Annotated in this window: 18 protein-coding genes and 2 pseudogenes; 10 read left to right on the top strand and 10 right to left on the bottom strand. The window is 67.2% G+C overall.

Annotated elements, in window-relative coordinates; translation table 11 throughout:
• Both U5771_RS28065 and U5771_RS35645 read right to left on the bottom strand, forming a co-directional pair.
• Positions 1-2,842 (bottom strand): annotated as a pseudogene (locus tag U5771_RS28065) (hypothetical protein); the annotation flags it as partial.
• A gap of 12 nt (positions 2,843-2,854) precedes the next feature.
• Positions 2,855-2,983 (bottom strand): annotated as a pseudogene (locus U5771_RS35645) (ESPR-type extended signal peptide-containing protein); the annotation flags it as partial.
• Between the two features lie 716 nt (positions 2,984-3,699).
• Between U5771_RS35645 and metX the strand changes: the two are divergent.
• From metX to U5771_RS28045, 4 genes are all read left to right on the top strand, one after another.
• Positions 3,700-4,845: a homoserine O-succinyltransferase MetX gene (metX, locus tag U5771_RS28060; protein WP_322026993.1), complete on the top strand. Its 1,146-nt coding sequence runs from the start codon at positions 3,700-3,702 to the stop codon at positions 4,843-4,845.
• Positions 4,842-5,450 carry a methionine biosynthesis protein MetW gene (gene metW, locus U5771_RS28055; RefSeq protein ID WP_044847830.1) on the top strand — a complete coding sequence of 203 codons (609 nt, stop codon included), beginning with the start codon at positions 4,842-4,844 and terminating at the stop codon, positions 5,448-5,450. Before metX ends, metW begins: the two co-directional genes overlap by 4 nt.
• 115 nt (positions 5,451-5,565) lie before the next feature.
• Entirely contained in the window at positions 5,566-6,987 is a 1,422-nt protein-coding gene (locus U5771_RS28050; RefSeq protein WP_322026992.1) for an AmpG family muropeptide MFS transporter, read from the top strand.
• Positions 6,977-8,017, top strand: coding sequence for a M48 family metallopeptidase (locus U5771_RS28045; RefSeq protein WP_322026991.1), 1,041 nt, complete (start codon positions 6,977-6,979; stop codon positions 8,015-8,017). The genes U5771_RS28050 and U5771_RS28045 overlap by 11 nt, the downstream gene beginning before the upstream one ends.
• A 54-nt stretch (positions 8,018-8,071) precedes the next feature.
• Here U5771_RS28045 and U5771_RS28040 read toward each other — a convergent pair whose 3' ends face one another.
• Positions 8,072-9,016 (bottom strand): AraC family transcriptional regulator, encoded by a 945-nt coding sequence (locus U5771_RS28040; protein WP_322026990.1) that lies wholly within the window; start codon positions 9,014-9,016, stop codon positions 8,072-8,074.
• Between the two features lie 229 nt (positions 9,017-9,245).
• Between U5771_RS28040 and U5771_RS28035 the strand changes: the two genes are divergently transcribed.
• Entirely contained in the window at positions 9,246-10,298 is a 1,053-nt protein-coding gene (locus tag U5771_RS28035; RefSeq protein WP_322026989.1) for an NAD(P)-dependent alcohol dehydrogenase, read from the top strand.
• A gap of 102 nt (positions 10,299-10,400) precedes the next feature.
• Here the strand turns inward: U5771_RS28035 and U5771_RS28030 are convergent, their stop codons facing one another.
• From U5771_RS28030 to gatC, 5 genes are all read right to left on the bottom strand, one after another.
• Positions 10,401-11,174 (bottom strand): exodeoxyribonuclease III, encoded by a 774-nt coding sequence (locus U5771_RS28030; protein ID WP_322026988.1) that lies wholly within the window; start codon positions 11,172-11,174, stop codon positions 10,401-10,403.
• Positions 11,175-11,223: 49 nt separating this feature from the next.
• Positions 11,224-12,063, bottom strand: a complete 840-nt coding sequence (locus tag U5771_RS28025) for a polyphosphate kinase 2 family protein (protein WP_322026987.1) — start codon at positions 12,061-12,063, stop codon at positions 11,224-11,226.
• A 126-nt stretch (positions 12,064-12,189) separates the two neighbouring features.
• On the bottom strand, positions 12,190-13,665 hold the full coding sequence (gene gatB, locus U5771_RS28020; RefSeq protein WP_322026986.1) for an Asp-tRNA(Asn)/Glu-tRNA(Gln) amidotransferase subunit GatB: 1,476 nt from the start codon (positions 13,663-13,665) through the stop codon (positions 12,190-12,192).
• Between the two features lie 2 nt (positions 13,666-13,667).
• Positions 13,668-15,239, bottom strand: a complete 1,572-nt coding sequence (gatA, locus tag U5771_RS28015; RefSeq protein ID WP_322026985.1) for an Asp-tRNA(Asn)/Glu-tRNA(Gln) amidotransferase subunit GatA — start codon at positions 15,237-15,239, stop codon at positions 13,668-13,670.
• Positions 15,240-15,308: 69 nt separating this feature from the next.
• Positions 15,309-15,608, bottom strand: a complete 300-nt coding sequence (gatC, locus tag U5771_RS28010) for an Asp-tRNA(Asn)/Glu-tRNA(Gln) amidotransferase subunit GatC (RefSeq protein WP_124500610.1) — start codon at positions 15,606-15,608, stop codon at positions 15,309-15,311.
• A 367-nt stretch (positions 15,609-15,975) separates the two neighbouring features.
• On the opposite strand from gatC, the gene U5771_RS28005 reads away from it, so the two are divergent.
• From U5771_RS28005 to rodA, 5 genes are all read left to right on the top strand, one after another.
• Entirely contained in the window at positions 15,976-17,019 is a 1,044-nt protein-coding gene (locus tag U5771_RS28005; RefSeq protein ID WP_004189550.1) for a rod shape-determining protein, read from the top strand.
• A gap of 128 nt (positions 17,020-17,147) precedes the next feature.
• Positions 17,148-18,215: a rod shape-determining protein MreC gene (gene mreC / locus U5771_RS28000; RefSeq protein ID WP_322026984.1), complete on the top strand. Its 1,068-nt coding sequence runs from the start codon at positions 17,148-17,150 to the stop codon at positions 18,213-18,215.
• The gene (mreD, locus tag U5771_RS27995) at positions 18,212-18,724 is read left to right on the top strand and encodes a rod shape-determining protein MreD (RefSeq protein ID WP_009687274.1); all 513 of its coding nucleotides are present in this window, start codon (positions 18,212-18,214) and stop codon (positions 18,722-18,724) included. Before mreC ends, mreD begins: the two co-directional genes overlap by 4 nt.
• Before the next feature lie 109 nt (positions 18,725-18,833).
• Positions 18,834-21,095 carry a penicillin-binding protein 2 gene (gene mrdA, locus U5771_RS27990; protein WP_322026983.1) on the top strand — a complete coding sequence of 754 codons (2,262 nt, stop codon included), beginning with the start codon at positions 18,834-18,836 and terminating at the stop codon, positions 21,093-21,095.
• Between the two features lie 11 nt (positions 21,096-21,106).
• The gene (gene rodA, locus U5771_RS27985) at positions 21,107-22,255 is read left to right on the top strand and encodes a rod shape-determining protein RodA (RefSeq protein ID WP_322026982.1); all 1,149 of its coding nucleotides are present in this window, start codon (positions 21,107-21,109) and stop codon (positions 22,253-22,255) included.
• Positions 22,256-22,377: 122 nt separating this feature from the next.
• On the opposite strand, the gene U5771_RS27980 is transcribed toward rodA, so the two are convergent.
• Entirely contained in the window at positions 22,378-23,154 is a 777-nt protein-coding gene (locus tag U5771_RS27980; RefSeq protein WP_322026981.1) for a tetratricopeptide repeat protein, read from the bottom strand.
• A complete protein-coding gene (locus U5771_RS27975; protein ID WP_322026980.1) occupies positions 23,151-23,936 on the bottom strand; it encodes an HpcH/HpaI aldolase family protein in 786 nt (261 codons plus the stop codon). Before U5771_RS27975 ends, U5771_RS27980 begins: the two co-directional genes overlap by 4 nt.
• Between the last annotated feature and the right edge of the window lie 131 nt (positions 23,937-24,067).

Here is a 24,067-nt window from a genome sequence, read left to right as displayed (position 1 = left end):
TGCTTGTCGCCGACAGTGCGCCGGCCTTCACGTTCGTCAGCGTCGTGCCGGCCGCGCCGGCCAGCGTCACCTTGTCCTTCGTATCGGTGTCGTATGCGACCGCGTTAGGATCCGAACCGCCGCTGTTCTTCGCCATTGCGTCCAGCGCATCGCCGACGTTGTTGTACGTCGTGTCGCCAACCGTGTACGTCGGCGCCTTGATGGTGCCATCCGTGTCGACACTCGCGCCGCCGCCGAGCGCGTTGGTCACGCCCGTCAACTGGCTCACGTTCACCGCATCATTGCTTTTCGTGCCCTTCGCGACATTGACGATCTGACGCTGCATCGAGTTCGACCCGACGGAAAGTGCATTGCCTCGATCGGCGACAGAATTGGCGCCCAGTGCGATGCCACCGCTATTGCCCGACGCCACACTCGCGTTGGCACCCAGTGCAATAGCATCCGTGACGTTTTGCGCGACGTTCGCAGACTTGCCCATCGCAATACTGTTAACGGTACCCGCCGTCGTCATTGCCTTGTCGCCGATCGCGATCGAGCTCTTGCCCACGGCTACCACGCCGTTATTGCCGACCGCCACCGCGTTATCGGCGTTGGCCTTCGCGCGAGAACCGATTGCCAGCGCGCCGGCACCATTCGTCGTGACCATGCTGCCCATCGCGACCGAATACGGCTGCTCGACCCCGGTCTGGGCGATACTGCCGATCGCCACCGCGTGGTCCGAACTCGCGACCGCCTGCAGACCAACCGCGATCGCATTGATCCCGCCGGCACCACTCGCCACGCCGATGGCAGCAGCCGTACCCATATTCGGATCGCGGCCGTTCATCGATGCAATGTTCGGCAAGCTGCCGTCCGCACCCAACCCTTCGATCGCGACAAAGCTGCCCGGCTTCGATTCGACGTCACGCGTCATCCGCGTCATCTTCTTGTCGAACTGCGTATTGGCGGTGTGCATCGCGTTGGTCAACTGCTTCATGTTGACGGCATCGGTATCGTCGACGCCCTCGCTGACATTGACGATCCGGCGCGTCGCACCCAAGTCACCTATCGACACGGTATTGGCACCCGAGGCGACCGAGTTGACACCGATTGCGATCGAGTTCATGCCCGACGCCCGGGCGCCCGAACCGATCGCCAGCGTATCGACGTTCGTCGCATTCGCCTGCGAGCCGATCGCCACGCTGTTCTTGCCCAGCGCATTGGCCTGCATGCCCGAGGCATTGACCTTGATGTACTTCATGTTGAGCGTGCCGTCGCCGAGGTCCTTCTTGATCTCGTCCTTGACGTCGCTCAGGCCGCCCTGGAGCTGGGCCACGTTGACCGCATCGGTGGCGTCCGTGCCCGTCGCGACGTTCTTCAGCGCAACCGCCTTCGTTGCAGTCGTGCCGCCCAGCGTCACGCTCGACTTGTTCGTGCCGTCATAATGCACGGCGTTCGCATCGTCGCCGCCGGCGCCGGCGCCGCCCGACGCAGCCGCGGCCTGCAGCGCATCGCCGACGTTGGTGTAGGTCTTGTCGCCGACCTTGTAGGTCGGCGTCGAAAGGGTGCCGTCCGTATTGACGGTGGTTTCGCCGCCGAGTGCGGAGGCGACGCTCGACGACACGTCGTACAGCTGACCGCCGTTCACGGCGTCCTTGCTGGCCGATGCGACCTTGCCGGCCTTCACGTTCGTGACGACCGTGCCGCCCGTGCCGCCCAGCGAAACGGTGCTCTTCGTCGCATCCTTGTACACGACCGCGAGCGACTCGCCCGTCGACGGATCGATCAGGCCGCTATCGTTCAGCGACTGCTCGACGTTGGTCACGCGGTTGTTGGTCGCAAACAGCTGCGCACCGTTGACGGCGTCCGTGCTGTTCGCCGACAGCGTGGCCGCGCGCACGTTGGTGAGCTTGACCGCGGCCGAGCCCGTGCCGCCGAGGGTCACCGAAGTCTTCGCGTCGGTGTCGTACTCGACCGCGTTCGCCGCCCCGCCGCCCGACGTGGAGGCGGCCTGCAGCGCATCACCGACGTTGTCGTAGGTCTTGCTGCCGATCGTGTAGGTCGGCTTCTTGATGTTGCCGGTGGTGTCGACGCCAGCGTTGCCGCCCAGCGCTTCAGTCACGCCCTTGAGCTGCGAGACGTTGACGGCGTCGGTCGCCTGCGTGCCGCGGCCGACGTTGACGATCTGGCGCTCGAAGCCGGCGGTGCCCACCGAGAGCGTCTGGTCCCGGTCGGCTTCCGAGTACGAACCGAGTGCCAGGGATTCGGCGCCGCGCGCCGCCGCGCCCTGACCGATCGCGATCGCGTTTTCTGCTGCGGCCGCTGCCTGCGAACCGATCGCCATCGTGCCTTTGCGCGTCGCCATCGACGAATCGCCGATCGCCAGCGCGGATTCCGCCGTCGCCTTCGCCTTCCGGCCCAGCGCATAGGCGCCCCAACCGGTCCCCTGTGCCTCGTTGCCGAGCGCGATCGACGACTTGCCAGCCGCATTCGCGCCGGCCCCCAGGGCGATCGCCCCTTCTTCCCCCAATGCCGCCGCATTGGCGCCGAACGCGACGTTGTTGCTCGACGCCGTCGCCGCATTGCCGATCGCCACCGCGCCGCCGATGCCCGTCCCCGACGGGCGCGTGCTCGCGCTGGCACCGATCGCGATCGAATTCGTGCCCATCGACGACGCATTATCCGAACCGTCGCCCTTCGCATTGATCTTCACGTATGCGCTGTTGTCGGGCACGACTGCCCGGGTATCGGGACCGCTGCGCTTGAGCGATTGCGGGTTATCCTGCTCGACGCCGGTCAGATGGATCCGATCGTCGAGCGTCGGGTCTGCTGCGTCGACTTCGTCCGCGTACGCGGATCCCATCGAGGCAACAACGAGCGCGGTGGCCGCCGCGATTTTCGATTTCGCGGAGCGCGATGATTTCGAGCGCCCACGTGCAATTTCCGATGCCGCGCACCAAGTGCTGGTCGAGGCGTTCCACACGACACGATACGACTTGTTCATACGAACTTTTTCCTTTGGTAAAACCTCTCCGCGACACGCATCGGCTTTACACAGCCATATCGATGCGACGACTCGGCGAGAGCGGTGACAAGTAGCTCAACGCTTACGGCTTTCCGGAAAGAAATGCGAAACGTACATCTTGAGAAATCGCATGAACACAGGTCGAAGATCATGCCGACAGCGCTGCGAAATCGCGCGTTTCAACCGGATACTGAAAGCTGGTTGAAACTCTATTGGCATGCCCTCATCCCAAAAACAGGACAAAAACTAAATATGTGAAAATAATTTTAGAACTCGTACGAATTCACTTTTATTTTGAATAAACGTTACAGGATTTGAAGGATTTACCCGGTCGCGCCAGGCATCAAACAATTCGATATTTCCTGTATTAAAAAGCTGTGGCGATCGCGCGTTTCGCGGGGCAATCGCGCCAGACGGCATGCGTCGGCACCCCGTTTGAACGTGGTCTTCCGGACCGCTCGCCCGGCTGGAAAATCCGCTATACTTTGCCGACTGCCGCCTCTTGGGCGGCAGGTCGGAGCGCGCCGATTTGCTGACTCGATTGCGGGCGCGCGAACCGGCCGGAGCCTTGATGCGTCCATGCGTCCTGGTCCCGGCGGTTCACTACAAATGCGGCTAAAGAGGTCGTCAGCCGCGCACCTTCGCCTCCGCGCCTCGCCGACACCATTTAGCCGCCCAGTCATAAGGCGGAACGAATGGAATCGATCGGCATCGTCGCTCCACAGACCATGCACTTCGCCGAACCGCTGCGCTTGCAAAGCGGCAGCGTGCTCGGCAACTATCAGCTCGTCGTCGAGACGTACGGCGAGCTCAACGCCGCGCGCTCGAACGCGGTGCTCGTCTGCCACGCGCTCAACGCGTCGCACCACGTCGCCGGCGTCTACGCGGACGATCCGCGCAGCACCGGCTGGTGGGACAACATGGTCGGGCCGGGCAAGCCGCTCGACACCAACCGCTTCTTCGTGATCGGCGTGAACAACCTCGGCTCGTGCTTCGGCTCGACCGGCCCGATGAGCATCGATGCGTCGACCGGCACGCCGTACGGCGCGCGCTTCCCGGTGGTCACCGTGGAGGACTGGGTGCATGCGCAGGCGCGCGTCGCCGACGCGTTCGGCATCGAGCGCTTCGCCGCGGTGATGGGCGGCAGCCTCGGCGGGATGCAGGCGCTCGCCTGGAGCCTGATGTATCCGGAACGCGTCGCGCACTGCATCGATATCGCGTCGACGCCGAAGCTGTCCGCGCAGAACATCGCGTTCAACGAGGTCGCGCGCTCGGCGATCCTGTCCGACCCCGACTTCCACGGCGGCGACTATTACGCGCACGGCGTGAAACCGAAGCGCGGCCTGCGCGTCGCGCGGATGATCGGCCACATCACGTACCTGTCCGACGACGACATGGCCGAGAAATTCGGCCGCGCGCTGCGCCGCGCGGACGGCGCGCTCGACGCGTACAACTTCAGCTTCGACGTCGAATTCGAGGTCGAGTCGTACCTGCGCTACCAGGGCGACAAGTTCGCCGACTACTTCGACGCGAACACGTACCTGCTGATCACGCGCGCGCTCGACTACTTCGACCCGGCGAAGGCGTTCGACGGCAACCTGACGGCCGCGCTCGCGCACACGCAGGCGAAATACCTGATCGCGAGCTTCTCGACCGACTGGCGCTTCGCGCCGGCGCGTTCGCGCGAGATCGTCAAGGCGCTGCTCGACAACAAGCGCACGGTCAGCTACGCGGAAATCGACGCGCCGCACGGCCACGACGCGTTCCTGCTCGACGACGCGCGCTATCACAACCTGATTCGCGCGTATTACGAACGAATCGCCAACGAGGTGGGCGCATGAACCAGCAAGCGCTGAATTCCCTGTCCGCACGCGCGGACTTCCGTGCGATCGCCCGCTGGGTCGAACCGCGCGCGACCGTGCTCGACCTCGGCTGCGGCGACGGCTCGCTGCTGTCGCTGCTGTCGGAAGAGCTGGACGTGTCCGGCTACGGGATCGAACTGAACGACGCGGGCGTGCTCGCGAGCGCGAAGAACGGCATCAACGTGATCCAGCAGAACCTCGAGGACGGCCTGCGGCTGTTCGAGGATCACAGCTTCGATTTCGCGATCCTGTCGCAAACCCTGCAGACGATCCACCAGACGGCCGCGATCCTGCGCGAAACCGCGCGCGTCGGGCGCGAATGCATCGTGTCGTTCCCGAACTTCGGCTACTGGGCGCACCGGCTGTCGGTGCTGCGCGGCCGGATGCCGGTGTCGAAGTCGCTGCCTTACCAGTGGCACAACACGCCGAACGTCCGGGTGCTGACGATCAAGGATTTCGAGGCGCTCGCGCCCGAAGTCGGCGTCACGATCCTCGACCGCATCGTGCTGCACGAAGGCCAGCCGATTCGATGGGGAGCGAACTGGCGTGGTAGTCTTGCTGTCTACCGCGTCAAGCGCAGCTGAGCCGGGGGCCGTTGACGGATGATCCGGCCCGCACACGCGTGCGGCCGCCCCGCCTGCGCCGTCCGCGCTGCCTGCGCCGCCGCCGCCATCAGTCAACGCTACCCAGTTCCTGTCCATGTCCAAAACGCCACACGAGGCGCCCGCACTCACCGCTCACGAGGATCACCCCGGCTGGCGCGCCTATCTGAACACGCACATGCTGATCTGCGTGTTCCTGGGCTTCACGTCGGGGCTGCCCCTGTTCACGCTCGTCTACCTCGTGCAGGCATGGCTGCGCTCCGAGGGCGTGAACCTGAAGGAAATCGGCCTGTTCGCGCTGATCCAGTTCCCGTATACGTGGAAATTCCTGTGGGCGCCGCTGATGGACCGCTTCATCCCGCGCCTGCCCGGCTGGCGGCCGGGCCGCCGGCGCGGCTGGATGCTGCTCACGCAGGTGCTGGTCGCCGGCGCGATCGCCGCGCTCGGCTTCGTGTCGCCGCGCGACTCGATCTGGACGGTCGCCGCGCTCACGACGCTCGTCGCGTTCTTCGGCGCAAGCTCGGACATCGTGATCGACGCCTATCGCCGCGAACTGCTGCGCGACACCGAGCAGGGCCTCGGCAATGCGGTGCACGTGAACGCGTACAAGCTCGCCGCGCTGATCCCCGGCTCGCTGGCGCTGATCCTGTCCGACCACATGCCGTGGGACGTCGTGTTCGCGATCACCGGCGCGTTCATGCTGCCGGGCATCCTGATGACGCTGCTCGTGCGCGAGCCCGAGGTGGTCGGCGCGCCGCCGCGCAACCTGCGCGACGCGATCGTGCTGCCGTTCCGCGAATTCATCCAGCGTGACGGCTGGACCGGCGCGCTGCTCGTCATCGCGTTCATCTTCCTGTTCAAGATCGGCGACACGATGGCGACCACGCTGTCGACGTCGTTCTTCCTCGACATCGGCTTCACGCGCACCGAGATCGGCATCGTCGCGAAAACCACCGCGCTCGTCGCGAGCGTCGCCGGCGGCATCATCGGCGGCGTCTGGCTCGTGAAGATCGGGATCGGCCGCGGGCTGTGGATCTTCGGCGCGCTGCAGATGGTGTCGACGCTCGGCTTCGCGTGGCTCGCGCAACTCGGCCCCGGCTCGCCCGTGCTCGCGATGCTGTACGACTTCACGGTCTCGACGAGCCACGCGATCGCGGCGGCGCTGTCGGTGTTCGGGATCGTCGTCACGCCGCAATTCAGCCCGATGACGGTCGCGCTCGCGATCGTCTACGGCGTCGAAACCTTCACGACCGGCCTGACGATGGCCGCGTTCGTCGCGTATATCGCGAGCACCACCGACCCGCGCTACACGGCCACGCAGTTCGCGCTGTTCACGAGCCTCGCGTCCGTGCCGCGCACGCTCGCGTCGGCCGCGAGCGGCTTCATCGTCGCGAAGATCGGCTGGTTCGACTACTTCATCGTGTGCACCGCGCTCGCGATCCCCGGCATGCTGCTGCTGTTCAAGATCGCGCCGTGGAACGGCACCGCGCGCAACGGCGAGGCCAGCCGTGCGCAATGACCGCCTGCATCGCGCGGCACGCGCCGCCGCCGCGCTGAGCGTCGGCATCGCGACGCTCGGCGCGGCGGGAATCACGCAGGCGGCCGACGCCGGTGCGGCCGGCTCCGCGCCGGCCACTGCGGTCGCGGCGCCGTCCACGCCGGCCGCCCCCGCTCCGCCGTCTGCCGCCGAAGCCGCGCAGCCGACCGGTGCGGCCGTGCCCGCGAAGGCCTATACGCCGGCGCCGCAGCAGGTTCGCTACGGCAACGCGATCGCGTTCCGCACGCTGATCCCGCCGCCGCTGCTCGAACAACTCACCGCGAACGAATACGCGCAGATCGTCCAGGCGGCCGCCGACAGCGACCGCCTGCTGCCCGCGAACCAGCCGCGCGTGAAGCGGCTGCGCGCGATCGTCATGAAGCTCGCGCCGTATTCGGTGAAGTGGAACGATCGCGTGAAGAACTGGGCGTGGGACGTCAATGCGATCCGCTCGCGCGACATCCGCATCACCTGCCTGCCGGGCGGCAAGGTGCTCGTGTACGGCGGGCTGCTCGATCGGGTCCGCCTGAACGACGACGAGTTCGGCGTGCTGATCGCACACGGCATCGCGCACGCGTTGCGCGAACACGCGCGCAGCAATTTCAGCGCGACGTCGCAAACGTCGCTGCGCGCGGCGACGCTGCCGCCGCTGTTCGGCGTCGGCGATCCGCTGCCGCAGGCGCTGAACCTCGGCGAACGCCTGCAGACGCTGCGCTACGACCCGACCGACGAAACCGAAGCCGACGTGATCGGCGGCGACATCGCCGCCCGCGCGGGCTTCGATCCGCGCGCGGCGATCACGCTGTGGGACAAGCTCGCCGCGGCGACGCGCGCGAACAAGACGTCGGGCTTCATCTACATGCATCCGTACAGCGCCGCGCGGCGGCAGGACCTGCTGAACCGCCTGCCGGACCTGATGCCGCTGTATGCGAAGGCGACGGCCAAACGCGTCGACGCGTTGCCCGACTATGCCGGCATCAGCGCGCAGCGGCGCAAGGTCGTGCGGCGCTGAGCGCGGCATTCGGCGCCTTCCCCGCCGGGAATCGCCGGCACGTGACGCCAGGCGCTACGCGCCGGCTTCCGACTCGACCGGCCGGCTGCCGCTTTCGCGCATCCAGCGCACTTCGTCTCCCGGGCTGCGGCCGAACAGCCGCTTGAACTCGCGGCTGAACTGCGACGCGCTCGCGTAGCCGACCCGCGCCGCCGCCGCACCCGCCCCGACGCCGTCCTGCACCATCATCAACCGCGCCTGGTGCAGGCGCGCCGCCTTCACATACTGCATCGGCGATGTCGCCGTCACGTGCTTGAACTGCGCGTGGAACACCGCGAGGCTCATCCCGGCCTCGCGCGCGAGCGTCTCGACGTCGAGATCGGCCTTCAGGTCCGCATGGATGCGCCGCAGCGCCTTCGCGATGCGGCCGAAATGATGTTGCTGGACGAGCGCTGCGCGAATCGCGTCGCCTTGCGCGCCCGTCAGCACGCGGTAGGCGATCTCGCGCATGATCGCCGGCCCGAGCACGCACGTGTCGTGCGGCGACGCGAGCACTTCGAGCAGCCGCACCACCGCGTCGGCGAGCGGCGCATCGAGCGGCGTCGAATAGACGCCGTGCGGCTCGCTGACCGCGGCACCCAGCGTCTCGTCGAGCAGGATCGCGAGCTCGGCGATCACCGCCAGATCGACGCGGATCGAGATCGCGAGAAACGGCTCGTCCATGCTCGCGAAGGTCTCGCATTCGAACGGCAGCGGCACCGACAGCACGAGATACTGCTGCGCGTCGTAGACGAACGAACGGTCGCCGAGATAGCCGAGCTTGCGGCCCTGGCACACGACGATGATGCTCGGTTCGTACAGCACCGGCATGCGCGGCACGGGGCGGCTCACGCGGATCAGGCGCACGCCGTCGAGCGCCGCCGGCGTATCGCCCTCGTTCGGCGCGAGGCACGCATGCAGCTCGATCATGCGGCGCCGCACACGGTCGCCCGAGTCGTCGAAAAGGGGCTGGAAGCTCATCGGCGTCGTCCTGTCCGGCAAGAGAATCAGGCTCGCAATTTAGCACCTTGAAAGCATTTTGACGGCCGTTCGCGTGCAATTCGAGAGGAATAGGCAAATCTTCGAGACCTTCGTGTATATCGCGGACGCGGCCCGTTCCTTACGATGGGCACCTGTCTCGCCGCGTCGCCACATGATGCGGCGGCAGTCTGATTCGCCGGATGTTTTTCCCGGACAAGGAGCCCCCTGCATGAGCACAACCTACGCTTACGCGGCGACCGACGCGCGCTCGCCGCTCACCCCGTTCGAATTCCAGCGCCGCGCGCTGCGCGACCTCGACGTCCAGATCGAGGTGCTTTACTGCGGCGTCTGCCACTCGGACCTGCACCAGGCCCGCAACGAATGGCGCAACACGATCTACCCGGTCGTGCCGGGCCATGAAATCGTCGGCCGCGTGACCGCGACCGGCCCGCAGGTGTCGCGCTTCAAGGTCGGCGAGCTGGTCGGCGTCGGCTGTCTCGTCGATTCGTGCCGCACCTGCCCGAGCTGCGCGGAAGGCCTCGAGCAGTATTGCGAGAACGGCTTCGTCGGCACCTACAACGGCCAGGACCGCGTGACCGGCGACGTCACGTACGGCGGCTATTCGACGCAGCTCGTCGTCGACGAGGCATTCGTGCTGCGCGTGCCCGAGACGCTCGACCCGGCCGGCGCCGCGCCGCTGCTGTGCGCGGGGATCACGACCTATTCGCCGCTGCGCCAGTGGAACGTCGGCCCCGGCAAGAAGGTCGGGATCGTCGGCCTCGGCGGGCTCGGCCACATGGGCGTGAAGCTTGCGCGCGCGATGGGTGCGCACGTCGTGCTGTTTACGACGTCGCCGTCGAAGATCGAGGACGGCAAGCGGCTCGGCGCGCATGAAGTCGTGATCTCGAAGGACGAAGCGCAGATGAACGCGCACCTGAACAGCTTCGACTTCATCCTGAACACGGTCGCCGCGCAGCACGACCTGAACCCGTTCCTGCACCTGCTGAAGCGCGACGGCACGATGACGCTCGTCGGCGCGCCGGAGCACGACCATCCGTCGCCGCAGGTGTTCAACCTGATCTTCAAGCGCCGCCGCCTCGCGGGTTCGCTGATCGGCGGGATCGCGGAAACGCAGGAAATGCTCGACTTCTGCGCGGAGCACGGGATCACGTCGGATATCGAAACGATTCCGATGCAGCAGATCAATGCCGCCTACGAGCGGATACTGAAGAGCGACGTGAAGTACCGGTTCGTGATCGACATGGCGTCGATCAAGCAGTAACCGGTGCGCCAAACGAAACGGGCCGCATGTTCGACATGCGGCCCGTTTTGCATCCGGCGACCGGACGACTCGACAGCGACGCGCACCGCGTCGCGCCGGCGCTCACTTCTTGTAGTCGTAATCCACCGTCAGCGGCGCGTGATCGCTGAACTTGATGTCCTTGAAGATCGACGTGCTTTTCGCGGTGCCGGCTACGCCCGGCGTCGCGATCTGGTAATCGATCCGCCACCCGACGTTCTTCGCGTACGCCTGGCCGCGGTTGCTCCACCACGTGTACTGCTCGGCGCGCGGGTCGAGCGTGCGGAACACGTCGACGTAGCCGACGTCGTCGAACAGCTGCGTGAGCCACGCGCGCTCTTCCGGCAGGCAGCCCGAGTTCTTCTGGTTGCTCTTCCAGTTCTTGATGTCGATTTCCTTGTGCACGATGTTCACGTCGCCGCACAGGATCACCTCGCGCTTCTTCTTCAGCTCGGCGAGATGCGGCATGAACGCGTCCATGAAGCGGTACTTCGCCTGCTGGCGCTCTTCGCCGCTCGAGCCGGACGGCACGTACACCGACACGACCGACAGCTTGCCGTAGCGCGCCTCGACGTAACGCCCTTCCGAATCGAACTCTTCGCTGCCGAAGCCGATGATCACGTCATCGGGCTCGTGGCGGCTGTACACGCCCGCGCCGCTGTAGCCCTTCTTCTCGGCGTGGTGGAAATAGCTCCTGAAGCCGTGCGGCTCGACGAATTCGGCCGGCAGATCGTCGGCCGATACCTTGATTTCCTGCACGCACACGCAGTCGGCGTTCTGTTCGCCGAGCCATTCGAAGAAGCCCTTCTTCGCGGCGGAGCGGATGCCGTTCAGGTTGGCGGTAATCACTCGCATCATGTCGGGTTCCGTTGTTCAGTTCAGTTCGATGTTTTTACAGGTTCGCAGCCTAGCGGATCTTGACACCTTCGAGCTCCGGCTTCGGCGGCGGGAATTCGAGCTTCATGTCGGTCATCGTGCGCAGCAGCAGCTCGGCGATCATCACGTTGCGGTGCGTCTTCGAGTTCGCCGGAATCACGTACCACGGCGCATGCTCGGCCGACGTCGCGGCGAGCGCATCGCGGTATGCCGACTGGTACGCGTCCCAATGCTTGCGCGCGTCGAGATCGGAGATGTCGAACTTCCAGTGCTTGGTCGGATCGTCGATGCGCGCCTGCAGCCGCTCGCGCTGCTCGTCCTTCGAGATGTGCAGGAAGCACTTGACGATCGTCGTGCCGTTCTCGACCAGCATCGTCTCGAAATCGCGGATCTGCCGGTAGCGGCGCTCGCATTCCTGGCTGTCGATCGCGTCGAGCACGCGCGGCACGAGCACGTCTTCGTAGTGGCTGCGGTTGAAGATCGCGAGCTCGCCCGCGGCCGGCACCTGCGCATGCACGCGCCACAGGAAGTCGTGCGCGGCCTCGATCGGCGTCGGCGCCTTGAACGACACGACGCGCAGGCCGAGCGGATCGACCTCGCGAAACACCGCGCGCACGGTGCCGTCCTTGCCGCTGGTGTCCATCCCCTGCAGCACGAGCAGCACGCGTTTCTTCTGCTGCGTGTGCAGGCGCTCCTGCTGGACGTCGAGCTCGGTCGACACGGCCGACAGCCGTTCGCGGTCGGCGTCCTTCGACCCCGACGAGAACGGCTTCGCGGCCGGATCGAACGCATCGAGCCTGAATGCGGCAGCTTCCTTCTCGTGCGTGCTGTACGGCACGCGGAAATCGTCGAGCGACGGTTGTTTCGCCATTCGTTCCTCCGTTGGACGGTGCGATGCACACGCGCACACGATAACGCATGCACCAAAACGACGGGCCGCCCCGAACAGGTTCGGCGGCGGCCCGTCGTCAGGCGCGGTTCAGGCGCGCGGCCATGTTCAGCCGAGTTTCTTCTTCAGCAGCTCGTTGACCTGCTGCGGGTTGGCCTTGCCCTTGGTCGCCTTCATCGCCTGGCCGATCAGCGCGTTGAACGCCTTTTCCTTGCCCGCACGGAATTCCTCGACCGACTTCGCGTTCGCCGCGAGCACCTCGTCGATGATCGCTTCCAGCGCGCCGGTGTCGGAGATCTGCTTCAGGCCCTTCGCGTCGATGATGCGGTCGGCCGCGCCTTCGTCGGTCGCCTTCTCGTCCCAGATCGTCGCGAAGATTTCCTTCGCGATCTTGTTCGAGATCGTGCCGTCGGCGATGCGCTGCAGCACGAGCGCGAGCTGCGCGGCCGAGACCGGAATCGCGTCGATCTCGATGCCGTCGCGGTTCAGCTGCGACGATACGTCGCCCATCAGCCAGTTCGCGGCGATCTTCGCGTTCGCCGCGCCGGCCTTCGCGACCACGGCCTCGAAGTACGCGGCCATCGCCTTGCTCGACGTCAGCACGCCCGCGTCGTACGCGGACACGCCGTACTGCTCGGCGAAGCGCTGCTGCATCGCGGCCGGCAGCTCGGGCATCCCGGCCTGCACGCGCTCGACCCAGTCCCGGCCGATCACGAGCGGCATCAGGTCGGGGTCGGGGAAGTAGCGGTAGTCGTGCGCGTCTTCCTTGCTGCGCATCGAACGCGTCTCGCGCTTGTCCGGATCGTAGAGGCGCGTTTCCTGCACGACTTCGCCGCCGTCCTCGATCAGCTCGATCTGGCGGCGCACTTCGTAGTTGATCGCTTCCTCGAGGAACCGGAACGAGTTCAGGTTCTTGATCTCGGCGCGCGTGCCGAACTTCTCCTGGCCGACCGGACGCACCGACACGTTCGCGTCGCAGCGGAACGAGCCTTCCTGCATGTTGCCGTCGCAGATGCCGAGCCACACGACGAGCGCGTGCAGCGCCTTCGCATAGGCCACGGCCTCGGCCGCGCTGCGCATTTCCGGCTCGGTGACGATCTCGAGCAGCGGCGTGCCCGCGCGGTTCAGGTCGATCCCGGTCATCCCGGCGAAGTCTTCATGCAGCGACTTGCCCGCATCTTCCTCGAGGTGCGCGCGGGTCAGGTTGACCGTCTTCTCGTACGCTTCCTTGCCGGCCTTTTCGTTGGCGGGCACCTGGATCGTGATCTGGCCGCCCTGCACGACCGGAATCTCGTACTGGCTGATCTGATAGCCCTTCGGCAGATCGGGGTAGAAATAATTCTTGCGCGCGAAGATGCTGCGCGGCGCGATGGTCGAACCGATCGCGAGGCCGAAGCGGATCGCACGCTCGACCGCGCCGCGGTTCAACACCGGCAGCACGCCCGGCAGCGCCAGGTCGACCGGGCAGGCCTGCGTGTTCGGCTCGGCGCCGAACTGCGTCGACGCGCCCGAGAAAATCTTCGAGACGGTCGACAGTTGCGCGTGCGTCTCGAGACCGATGACGACTTCCCATTGAGTAGCCATATTCATGCCTCCCGCCGAGCCGCCTCAAGGGAGGCATGCGCCCCCTCGGGGGGCAGCGAACAAAGTGAGCGTGGGGGCTCATTCCCCACCCCTGCCGGAACTTGCTTGTGCCAGTCGGTCGCGCGCTGGAACGCGTCGGCGACCTGCAGCATCCGGGCTTCGTTGAAATAGTTGCCGATGATCTGCAGACCGACCGGACGCTGCGCGTTCGCGCCGGCGCCGAAGCCGCACGGCACGCTCATGCCGGGCAGGCCGGCGAGGCTCACCGACAGCGTGTAGATATCCGCGAGATACATCTGCACCGGATCGTCGCCCTTCGCGCCGAGATCCCATGCGACCGTCGGCGACGCCGGGCCCATGATCACGTCGCAGGACTTGAACGCTTCCTGGAAATCGTTCGCGATGATGCGGCGGATCTTCTGCGCCTGCAGGTAGTACGCGTCGTAATAGCCGTGCGACAGCACGTAGGTGCCGACGAGAATCCGGCGCTTCACTTCAGGCCCGAAGCCCTCGGCGCGCGACTTCTTGTACATGTCGAGCAGGTCGCCGTACTGCGCGGCGCGGTGGCCGAAGCGCACGCCGTCGAAACGCGACAGGTTCGACGACGCCTCGGCCGGCGCGATCACGTAGTACACGGGAATCGACAGCTCCGTCTTCGGCAGCGACACGGGCACGAGCGTCGCGCCGAGCGCTTCATATTGCTTGAGCGCCGCGTCGATCGACGCGCGCACGTCGTCGGCGAGGCCGTCACCGAAATACTCGTTCGGCAGGCCGATGCGCAGCCCCGCGAGCGGCTTGCCCGCGTCGTTGCCGGCCGCCCACGGCTGGCCGAGGTGGCGCGTGAAATCCTCGTCGTCGCGCTCGAGGCTCGTCGAGTCGCGCTCGTCGAAGCCGGCCATCGCGTTCAGCAGCAGCGCGCAGTCGGACGCGCTCTGCGCCATCGGGCCGCCCTGGTCGAGCGACGACGCGAACGCGATCATCCCGTAGCGCGACACGCGGCCGTAGGTCGGCTTGATCCCCGTCACGCCCGCGAACGACGCGGGCTGGCGGATCGAGCCGCCGGTGTCGGTGCCGGTCGCGGCCGGCGCGAGGCGCGCGGCGACGGCCGCCGAGCTGCCGCCCGAGCTGCCGCCCGGCACCGCGTGGGTGTCCCACGGGTTCTTCACCGCGCCGAACGCCGAATTCTCGTTGGACGAGCCCATCGCGAACTCGTCCATGTTGGTCTTGCCGAGCGTGACCATGCCGGCCGCCTGCAGGCGGGCGACGACGGTCGCGTCGAACGGGCTCTCGTAGTTCGCGAGCATCTTCGAGCCGGCGGTCGAGCGCCAGCCGCGCGTGACGAACACGTCCTTGTGCGCGATCGGCAGGCCGGTCAGCGCGCCGCCCGCGCCGCGCGCGAGCTCGGCGTCGGCGGCCTTCGCCTGTGCAAGGGTGAGGTCGGCGTCGACATGGACGAACGCGTTCAGGTCGCGTGCCGCGTCGATCCGTTTCAGGTACAGCTGCGCGAGCTCGACGGCCGAGCATTCCTTGGCGGCGAGCGCGGCGCGCAGTTCGGTCAGGCTTTTTGCGTGCATTGAGTGGTTTTCCTGGGAATTCTGGGTGGCGCGCGGCGCAAGCCGGCCGGCGCGCTTCTCATCGAATGCTTACTCGATCACCTTCGGCACGAGATAGAGGCCGTCCTGGACGGCCGGCGCCGGACGCTGGTTGTCGTCGCGATCGACGACTTCCGTCACGGCGTCGTCGCGCAGGCGCTGCGCGACTTCCTGGATCTGTTCGATCGGGTGGGCGAGCGGCGCGATGCCGGCGGTATCGACCGCCTGCATCTGCTCGACGAGGCCGAAGAATTCATTGAGCTGGCCGAGCGTATGCTCGGCGTCGGCGTCGGCCATTTCGAGTCGCGCCAGGTGCGCGATGCGTTTCACATCGGTCAGGGTCAGGGCCATGCGATCACCGGAAAAACAAGGCTGCGCAGCGCATCAAAAACCGCGCTGCGGCGGGGGGTTGGAGGGTGCGATCCCACCCTCAAAAATCGGGGCCGAAGCGGCAAAAATACCGTCCGTTTCGATTCAAATACCGTGAAATTATAAGGTATCATTACGCGTTCGACCCAAACCCGGCAGCCTTTTCCCGCACCGTTTCGCCCCGCTTCGGCAAGCCGTGCGTGCTTCGTGCGATCCCCGGTAGACATCACTCGCAGCTTCGTGCGCCGCGGCGGCCGCTTCCGCCACGCTTCCCGAGGCTGTTATTTTTTCCGCTGCCGCCCTCAGCGCTCGCTATGCAGGGCCGGCCCAGAGCGAAACAGGATTCTGAATGTTCGGTTTTTTGCGCAGCTACTTCTCCAACGATCTGGCGATCGACCTCGGCACCGCAAACACCCTGATCTACATGCGCGGCAAGGGCATCGTGCTCGATGAGCCGTCGGTCGTGTCGATCCGCCAGGAAGGCGGCCCCAACGGCAAGAAGACGATCCAGGCGGTCGGCAAGGAAGCCAAGCAGATGCTCGGCAAGGTGCCGGGCAACATCGAGGCGATCCGCCCGATGAAGGACGGCGTGATCGCCGACTTCACCGTCACCGAGCAGATGATCAAGCAGTTCATCAAGACGGCGCACGAGTCGCGCATGTTCTCGCCGTCGCCGCGCATCATCATCTGCGTGCCGTGCGGCTCGACCCAGGTCGAGCGCCGCGCGATCAAGGAAGCCGCGCACGGCGCCGGCGCATCGCAGGTCTACCTGATCGAGGAGCCGATGGCGGCCGCGATCGGCGCGGGCCTGCCGGTGTCGGAAGCCACGGGCTCGATGGTCGTCGACATCGGCGGCGGCACGACCGAAGTCGGCGTGATCTCGCTCGGCGGCATCGTCTATAAGGGCTCGGTGCGCGTCGGCGGCGACAAGTTCGACGAGGCGATCGTCAACTACATCCGCCGCAACTACGGGATGCTGATCGGCGAACAGACCGCCGAGGCGATCAAGAAGGAGATCGGCTCCGCGTTCCCGGGCTCCGAAGTCAAGGAAATGGAAGTGAAGGGCCGCAACCTGTCGGAAGGCATTCCGCGCAGCTTCACGATCTCCAGCAACGAAATCCTCGAAGCGCTGACCGATCCGCTGAACCAGATCGTGTCGTCGGTGAAGATCGCCCTCGAGCAGACGCCGCCGGAACTCGGCGCCGACATCGCCGAGCGCGGGATGATGCTGACGGGCGGCGGCGCACTGCTGCGCGACCTCGATCGCCTGCTCGCGGAAGAAACCGGCCTGCCGGTGCTCGTCGCCGAAGATCCGCTCACCTGCGTCGTACGCGGTTCGGGCATGGCGCTCGAACGCATGGACAAGCTGGGCAGCATCTTCTCGTACGAGTGATCGCCTAAGCAGTCCCGTTTGATATGACGCACCCGCGGCGTGGCCGGATCGCTCGTTCAGAACGAACCGCCACGCCGTTTGCGCGTCTGAGCATTATTTAACCGATCACCACGCGCCCGGCGCCGACCATGGAATACAGTCCGCCGCCCCTCTTCAAGCAAGGTCCGCCCGCGCTCGCGCGGCTGATCTTCTTCGTCGCCCTCGCCATCGCGCTCCTCGTATCGGACGCGCGTTTCAGCACGCTCGAAATCGTCCGCGGCGTGCTCGGCACCGTGCTGTACCCGCTGCAGCGCGCGGCGCTCGTGCCGCGCGACCTGTTCATGGGCGCGGCCGACATCGCCGTCACCGGTGCCTCGCTGCGCCACGAGAACGACGCGCTGCGCAAGCGCAACCTTCAACTGTCCACGCAGGCCAACCAGGCCGCGGTGCTCGCGCAGGAAAACACGCATCTGCGCGCGGTGCTCGAGCTGCGCCAGCACATCGCGACGCAATCGACGCCGGTCGAGATCCAGTACGACACCAGCGACCCGTTCACGCAGAAGATCGTGATCGGGCAGGGTTCGCAGCAGGGCATCCAGAACGGCGCGCCGGTCGTCAGCGAGGACGGCGTGGTCGGCCAGGTCACGCGCGTGTTCCCGCTGCAGGCTGAAGTCACGCTGATCACCGACCGCGATCTCGCGATTCCCGTGCAGGTGCTGCGCACCGGCCTGCGCAGCGTGATCTACGGCACGCCGAAGGGCGATTCGCTCGACCTGCGCTTCGTGCCGACGAGCTCGGACCTCGTCGCGGGCGACGAGCTCGTCACGAGCGGCCTCGACGGCGTCTATCCGCCGGGCCTGCCGGTCGCGAAGGTCGTGCGCGTCGACAAGCTCGCCGATACCGCATTCGCGCGCGTGACCTGCGCACCGGTCGCCGCCGTGCGCGGCGCGCGCCAGATGCTCGTGCTGCATTACCAGAATGACGTCCCGCCGCGCCCGGCCGAGCCCGAGCCGGCCGCCGACAAGAACGCGAAGGGCAAGAAGGGCGCCAAGGCCGCCGCGAAGGGCGACAAGGCCGAGAAGGCCGACCCGAACGCGAAGCCGGCCGCCGCGGCCGCGCCCGGCGCGAAACCCGCGCCGGCAGCGCCGGCTACTCCGGCCAAGCCCGCCGCCGCGCCCGCGAAGCCCGCCGCCGGGCAACCAGGAGCCCAGCGATGAACCGTCCGCAATACATCCTGCAGCCGGTCAACCCGTACTTCATCGTCTTCAGCCTCGCCGCCGCATTCCTGCTGAACCTGATGCCGTGGGGCCGCCTGCCCGGCGTGCCCGACTTCGTCGCGCTCGTGCTGCTGTTCTGGAACATCCACCAGCCGCGCAAGGTCGGGATGGGCGTCGCGTTCGCGCTCGGCATCCTGATGGACGTGCATGACGCGGGGCTGCTCGGCGAGCACGCGCTCGCCTATACGCTGCTGTCGTACGGCGCGATCACGATCCACCGCCGCGTGCTGTGGATGCCGATCGGCGTGCAGGTGCTGTACGTCACGCCGCTGCTCGTCGTCGCGCAGCTGGTGCCGTTCGTGATCCGCCTCGTGATGGGCGCCGCGTTTCCCGGCTGGCGCTATCTGGTGGACGGCTTCGTCGAGGCCGCGCTGTGGCCGATCGCGAGCCACCTGCTGCTGATGCCGCAACGCCGCCCGGTCGACCCGGACGATACGCGCCCCATCTGAGCCGGACCGACCTTGAATACCCGCCGCCCCCACGCCCGCTCGCCGCGCTCCGGGGCGGCTCCTCGCCCGCGCACGTTCGCCGCGCACGGGCCAGATCGATCCTAACCGCATGACCGAATTCAACGACACCCAACAGCAGCTCTCGAAGTTCCGCCTGCGCGTCGCGGCGGCGGGCGTGTTCGTGTTCGTCTGCTTCGGGCTGCTCGCGAGCCGTTTCTTCTACCTGCAGCTGATGCAGCACGGCAAGTACGCGCTGCAGGCCGAGGAAAACCGCATCTCGGTCGCGCCGATCGTGCCGAACCGCGGGATCATCACCGACCGCAACGGCGTGGTCCTCGCGAAGAACTATTCGGCCTACACGCTCGAGATCACGCCGTCGAAGCTCGACGACACGCTCGACAACACGATCGACAAGCTGTCCGGGATCATCCCGATCGACGCGCGCGACCGCCGCCGCTTCAAGAAGCTGCAGGAAGACTCGAAGAACTTCGAGAGCCTGCCGATCCGCACGCGCCTCACCGACGCGGAAGTCGCGCGCTTCACCGCGCAGCGCTTCCGCTTCCCCGGCGTCGACGTGCGCGCGCGGCTGTTCCGCCAGTACCCGCTCGGCATGACGGCCGCGCACGTGATCGGCTACATCGGCCGGATCTCGAAGCGCGACCAGGATCGCATCGACGCGATGAGCGACGACAACGACAGCGACCAGGAACACTACGATCCGCGCCGCGACGCGAACAACTACAAGGGCACCGACTACATCGGCAAGATCGGCGTCGAGCAGAGCTACGAAACCGAGCTGCACGGCCTCACGGGCTTCGAGGAAGTCGAGGTGACGGCCGGCGGCCGGCCGGTGCGCACGCTGTCGCGCACGCAGGCGACGCCCGGCAACAACCTCGTGCTGTCGCTCGACATCGCGCTGCAGCAGGTCGCCGAGCAGGCGTTCGCCGGCAAGCGCGGCGCGCTCGTCGCGATCGAGCCGAAGACGGGCGACGTGCTCGCGTTCGTGTCGTCGCCGAGCTTCGACCCGAACTCGTTCGTCGACGGCATCGACCAGCAGACCTGGGACGAGCTGAACAACTCGCCCGACAAGCCGCTCCTGAACCGCCCGCTGCACGGCACCTACCCGCCCGGCTCGACGTACAAGCCGTTCATGGCGCTGGCCGGCCTGACGCTCGGCAAGCGCACGCCGGGCTGGGGCTTCCAGGATCCCGGCTACTTCACGTTCGGCGGCCACACGTTCCGCAACGACGTGCGCTCGGGCCAGGGCTGGGTCGACATGAACAAGGCGATCATGGTGTCGAACGACACCTACTTCTACATGCTCGCGCGCGACCTCGGCGTGAACGCGATCGCGAACTTCATGAAGCCGTTCGGCTTCGGCCAGATCACCGGCATCGACATCCAGGGCGAGGCGCGCGGGATCCTGCCGTCGACCGACTGGAAGAAGAAGGCGTTCAAGAAGGCCGCGCAGCAGAAGTGGTTCGACGGCGAGACGATCAGCCTCGGGATCGGCCAGGGCTACAACTCGTACACCATCCTGCAACTCGCGCATGCCACCGCGACGCTCGCGAACAACGGCGTCGTGATGAAGCCGCACCTCGTGAAGGAAGTCGAGGATCCGATCTCGCGCGCGCGCCACCTGACCGTGCCGAAGGAAAGCGAAACGATCCCGCTCAAGCAGGCCGACATCGACGTCGTGAAGCGCGGGATGGAGAACGTGATCGAGAACCCGTCCGGCACCGCGTACAAGGTGTTCCGCGGCGCGCCGTACCTCGCGGCCGGCAAGACCGGTACCGCGCAGGTGTTCTCGCTGCAGGGCTCGAACTACAAGGGCCACCTGCTCGCCGAGCACCTGCGCGACCACGCGCTGTTCATCGCGTACGCGCCGGTCGACCATCCGCAGATCGCCGTTGCGCTGGTCGTCGAGAACGGCGGCTGGGGCGCGCAGGCCGCGGGCCCGATCGCGCGCCGCGTGCTCGACTACTACCTGGTCGAGCGCCAGAACCCGAAGAACGAGGCCGCGGCCGTGGCCGCCGCCGCGTCGGCGACCGAGCCGGTGAACGCGCCCGTGATCGGCGACACGTCGAAGGCCACCGCCATCGCGGCCGGCTTCACCGCGCTGCCGCAGCCGGTCGTGCCGACTGCAGCCAGTGCGGCGGACGCCGCGTCGGCGCCCGATGCGGCGAGCGCGGCACCGCCGACCAACGCGAGCGCCGCCGCGCCGATGGCCGCGAGCCTGCCGCCGATCCGGCGCCCGCACCGGCCGCGCCGGCCCGCCAGCGACGCGCAGCCGCTCGCCACCGCGCCGCGCGACGACAACTTCCGTGCCACGGCCTCCGCGAAAGCGGTGAACGTCGGCACCGCTCATTAACGGAGAAAGGCATGCAATTCGACAAGCGCGCCTGGCTCGACAAGATCAAGCAGATGTTCGCGGGCTTCGATCGCCCGCTCGCCCTCATCGTGTTCCTGCTGCTGTGCGTCGGTATCGTCACGCTGTACAGCGCGGCGATCGACATGCCGGGCCGCGTCGAGGACCAGTTGCGCAACATCCTGCTGACGTTCGTGCTGATGTGGGTGATCGCCAACATTCCGCCGACGACACTGATGCGTTTCGCGGTCCCGCTCTATACGTTCGGGGTCGCGCTGCTGATCGCGGTCGCGCTGTTCGGGATGACCAAGAAGGGGGCGAAGCGCTGGCTGAACGTCGGCGTCGTGATCCAGCCGTCGGAAATCCTCAAGATCGCGACACCGCTGATGCTCGCGTGGTACTACCAGCGCCGCGAAGGCGGGCTGCGCTGGTACGACTTCATCGCCGCGTTCGGGATCCTGCTGGTGCCGGTCGGCCTGATCGCGAAGCAGCCCGACCTCGGCACCGGCCTGCTGGTGTTCGCGGCCGGCTTCTTCGTGATCTACCTCGCCGGCCTGTCGTTCAAGCTGATCGTGCCGGTGCTCGTCGCGGGCGTGATCGCGGTCGGTTCGATCGCCGTGTTCGAAGAGCGCATCTGCCAGCCCGAAGTGCAGTGGCCGCTGATGCACGACTACCAGAAGCACCGCGTGTGCACGCTGCTCGACCCGACCTCCGACCCGCTCGGCAAGGGCTTCCACACGATCCAGGCCGTGATCGCGATCGGCTCGGGCGGCGTGCTCGGCAAGGGCTACCTGAAGGGCACGCAGGCCCACCTCGAATTCATTCCGGAGAAGCACACCGACTTCATCTTCGCGGTGTTCTCGGAAGAATGGGGGCTCGCCGGCGGCCTCGTGCTGCTGACGCTGTACATGGCGCTGATCGCGCGCGGGCTCTACATCGCCGCGCAGGGCGCGACGCTGTTCGGCCGGCTGCTCGCGGGCTCGCTCACGCTCGCGTTCTTCGTTTATGCGTTCGTCAACATCGGGATGGTGAGCGGCGTGCTGCCCGTCGTCGGCGTGCCGTTGCCGTTCATGAGTTACGGCGGCACCGCACTCGCGACGCTCGGCGTCGCGATCGGCATGATCATGAGCGTCGGGCGACAGCGGCGGCTGATGAAGAGCTGACGCCGCGGCACGGCACGCTGCCGCAGCGGCGGCTAGCAGTCGCAAGCAGTCGCAGCAACGAAAAACGGCGCCGCGGGCGCCGTTTTTCGTCGGGCAGGTCGAATGCAGCGGGGACTGCCCGCTCACTGCGGCGTCGCGCGCGGGCTCGCGTGGTCGGCACCGGCGCCCGATGCAGGCTCCTGCGCCTTGAGCCGCGCACTCAGCTCCCTGAATTTCAGCTCGGCCGTCTCGTCGCCCTGCGCGGCCGCGGCCGCGTAATACGCACGCGCGATGTTCAGGTTCTGCGTGACACCGTCGCCGCCGCGCTCGTAGAACGATGCGGTCACGTACTGTGCGGTCGGCTCGCCCGCGTCGGCCGCCTGCTTGTACCACGCGAACGCCTGCCGGTTGTCGCGCGGCGTGCCGCGCCCGTCGAGGAACTGGTTCGCGAGCGACAGCTCGGCCTGCACGTGCCCCTGCTTCGCCGCGCGCAGGAACCAGCGGTGCGCTTCGGCCGGATTGCGCGCGACGAACTCGCCGTCGTCGAACATCCGCCCGTACACGTACTGCGCATGCGACATGTTCGCGTCGGCCGCCCGCTTCAGCCAGCGCAACCCTTCGTCGACGTTCGCGGTCACGCCGACGCCGGTGAGCAGCATCATCGCGTAGTTGAACTGCGCGAGCCGGTCGCCGCGTTCGGCCGCATCGTGGAACTGCACCAGCGCCGCGCGATAGTCGCCCGCGTTGTAGTCGGCCACCGCGGATTGCGTCTCGCGCGCCGGGTCCGGCTTCGCGTGCGGCGCATTCTGCGCAACCGCCGCGACGCATACGGCCCACAGCCCGAGCATCGCGCCGATCCGCCCGCGTACGCCGATCGTACGCCGCGCACGTGCGGGCCCCGCGCCGTCGCCGCCGTTCATGACCGTACCTCCTGCAGCGCCTGACGCGTCGCGCGCAGCAGCCAGCTGACGTCGGCCGACAGCGTGATCATCCGGTAGCCGGCCTCGCGATACTGACGCGCGGTTGCGGTATCGCTCGCGAAGATGCCGACCGCCACGCCGGCCCGCTTGCCGGCCGCGAGCACGCGCGCCATCGCGGATTCGACGTCCGGATGGCGGCTGTCGCCGAGATGCCCGAGGCTCGCCGCCAGATCGGCCGGGCCGATGAACAGGCAGTCGACGCCCGGCGTCGCGGCGATCCGCTCGACTTCGTCGATGCCGCGCGCCGATTCGATCTGCACGATCACCGCGACCTGCGCGTTCGCCGTCTGCAGGTAATCGCGGCGCATGCCGTACGCCGCCGCGCGCACCATCCCGGCGGCGCCGCGCAGCCCGTCGGGGGAATCCGGCGACGGGAAACGCGTGAGCCGCACCGCGTGCGCGGCCTCGTCGGGCGTCTCGATGCACGGGAACATCAGCGTGCGCGCGCCGGCGTCGAGCGCGCGCTTCACGAGCCACGGCTCGCGCCCCGGCACGCGCACGACGGGCTCGCTCGGCAGGTGCGCGGCGGCCAGCGCGCGCAGTTGCGACGCGACGTCGCGGCTGTCGTTCGGCGCGTGCTCCATGTCGATGCAGAGCCAGTCGTAGCCGGCGTGCGCGAGCGCTTCCGCGGCCGATTCGCAGCCGAGCGACAGCCACAGGCCGTACAGCGGCTCGTCGCCGTCGTGCAGGCGTTGTTTGAGGGAATTGGTGAGCGTGCTCATCGATACGGCCTCCTGGACGGAACGGCAATCGAACGGGACAAGCAACAGGCGAAGCGGGCGCGACATGCCGGGCCGCCATGCTCGGCGGCACCGGGCCGGGCCCTGGAACGTCAGTCGGCCGCGGGCGGCCG

It is taken from the genome of Burkholderia sp. BCC1977 (assembly GCF_905339595.1).
Classification (GTDB): domain Bacteria; phylum Pseudomonadota; class Gammaproteobacteria; order Burkholderiales; family Burkholderiaceae; genus Burkholderia.
This window is presented reverse-complemented; position numbering and strand designations above follow the sequence as displayed.